Annotated in this window: 2 protein-coding genes and 1 pseudogene; all 3 read right to left on the bottom strand. The window is 29.1% G+C overall.

Features of this window, described 5'->3' with window-relative positions; genetic code table 11:
• A partial coding sequence (locus H7U04_RS11245) for a non-ribosomal peptide synthetase (protein WP_201059845.1) occupies window positions 1–1,562 on the bottom strand: 1,562 nt, incomplete at its 3' end.
• On the bottom strand, window positions 1,559–1,915 hold the full coding sequence (locus tag H7U04_RS11240; protein ID WP_201059843.1) for a hypothetical protein: 357 nt from the start codon (window positions 1,913–1,915) through the stop codon (window positions 1,559–1,561). The genes H7U04_RS11240 and H7U04_RS11245, both read right to left, overlap by 4 nt.
• Before the next feature lie 30 nt (window positions 1,916–1,945).
• A pseudogene (locus tag H7U04_RS11600) lies at window positions 1,946–2,128 on the bottom strand (SDR family oxidoreductase); the annotation flags it as partial.
• Window positions 2,129–2,206: the final 78 nt, after the last annotated feature.

The raw sequence follows: 2,206 nt of genomic DNA, 5'->3' as shown, positions 1-2,206 counted from the left end.
AATTTACTGTTTAATTCCATAATTAGAATCATTCCACGAATTGAATCACCTCCAACTGAGAAGAAATCATCTTCTTCTTTAACTTGAATACCACACATCTCACTAAGAGAATTTATAAGATATTCTTTAAAATCTAATTTTTCATTGTGATCATATTTGGGGATATAATTTGATGAAATCGCAATCTTTTTACCACTGTTATTAAACTTAAAATTTGAAACAATATTTATTTTTGAAGGAACTGAGTAAGAAGGCAAATAACTCAAAAGAAAATTGCGTAAGGAATTTGTATCAAGATTACTACCATCTTCTACTATTATATAAGATTCAAGAATATTCTGATCATTCTTGACCACAATTGCATCCTTAATCGAAGGATATTTCATTATAATTGATTCTATCCCTTGCAAGTTAGCCTTTTGGCCATTGATTTTTATTTCAAAATCTTTTCGTCCTAAATATTCCAGTTGGTCAAGATGGTTTCTTCTAACAAGGTCACCTGTTCTAAAGAATTTTTTTCCATCTTTGATTCCAAAATATTCATTATTTAACTTTTCCAAAGTATAGCCTGAGCCTAAGTTTTCTCCAAAAAGTATTAACTCTCCTTCCATTTTCTCAATACCGCTATCGTTCCAAATTTCATAACTTACTCCCTTAATTGGTTTTCCGATTGGAACCCTACTATTTTGTATTGAGTCAGTAATTTCATAAACTGTACTTACTATTGTATTTTCAGTAGGTCCATACGCGTTAATTAATCTTACTGAATTATAATTATTCCTAATCTTATTAGCTTTTGCAGGATGTAATGTTTCACCTCCTAAAAAGATAGTTTTTAATTTGAACGTGTTTAACTTATCTCCATTTAAATTATCAAAGACAGTCGGAGTGGCAAAAATACAACTTAAACTAATATCACTAGTTTGGTTTATTTCAAGTAAAGTTTGTTTAATATATAGAGTACCGCCATGTAAAAATGTTACAATCAATTCTAAAATCGATAAATCAAATGATATTGATGCCCCCCAAACAACATGTGACACTTCCTCAGCTGAAAAAAAACATTCTATCCAACTACATAAATTATTTAAATTTTTATATGAGATTTTAGCGCCCTTTGGTTGACCAGTTGTTCCAGAACTAAACAATATATATGCTGTATCATGACTAGAATTACAAAACAGATTTTCTGTTAATTGACTATCAATAATCTTTCTATAATGACTTCCAACTTTTTCTATCTGATTACTATCTTTAGATATTTTAATAATGAAATCTGGTGATAATTCATTGATTAGCATGGTTTCATAATCGTGATTAGCGTCATAACTAAGAGGCACGTATGTTGCTCCAAGGTTCCAGATAGCAAAAATAAAATATACTAAATCCGGACATTTTTCAGATTTAATTAAAATTTTAGAACCTACCTTAACTCCTTCTCTCAATAATAATTTACTAAAATAATTTACTTTGTCGCATAGTTCATCATACGATATTTGAAGTCCATCGTATTCAATAGCTACTTTACAATTATATTTCCAGAAAATATCGCTAAAAATCATTTTAAATCCTCCTTCAAATAATTATATATATTGTCAGATAAATAATTTAGATCACATTCACTTAAAACATTAATATAATTTTTAGACAAAATATTATTAGGAATCATCAAAAAATTAGATTTATCTTCTGGAATATCAATCCAAATCCCCTGATTCCTTAATGAACTAAGTCTGTCTTTCCATACAGTTATTTCTTCGGGGTTTATAATATCTTCAGTAGCCATTTCAATAGCCTTTATATACTCAAACAGTGTCACAGGCTGACTAGTAACAGCGTTGACAAGTAAAACATCTTTATCAATACTTTCAACAATTATTTTTGACAGTTCATCTACTTTTGCAGAATAAAACATCGGACTATTTGAAAAGAAATCTTTCGGTGCAAGTTTTAATATATTTATTGCTTTTGCTAGATTCCAAATCGCATCTTTAGAATTTGGCTTTCTTATTTTTTCACTACCAAGTACATTACCAGTCCTAATAATTGTTGTCTCGCCACCTTTTTCAGAAAACAGTTTTAAATATTTTTCTCCTATAAATTTGGAATAACCATATCCACTCGAAATATTGTTCTGACCCCAAAAAGTTAGACAAATAATTTAAGCAAAGGATTTAGTTCTGTATTGTACAGGACTGAGTCCTTT

The organism is Streptococcus sp. 22.1 (assembly GCF_016648645.1).
In the GTDB taxonomy this organism is placed as follows: domain Bacteria; phylum Bacillota; class Bacilli; order Lactobacillales; family Streptococcaceae; genus Streptococcus.
The sequence above is the reverse complement of the archived record's forward strand: the minus strand, read 5'-3'. Positions and strand labels throughout refer to the sequence as shown.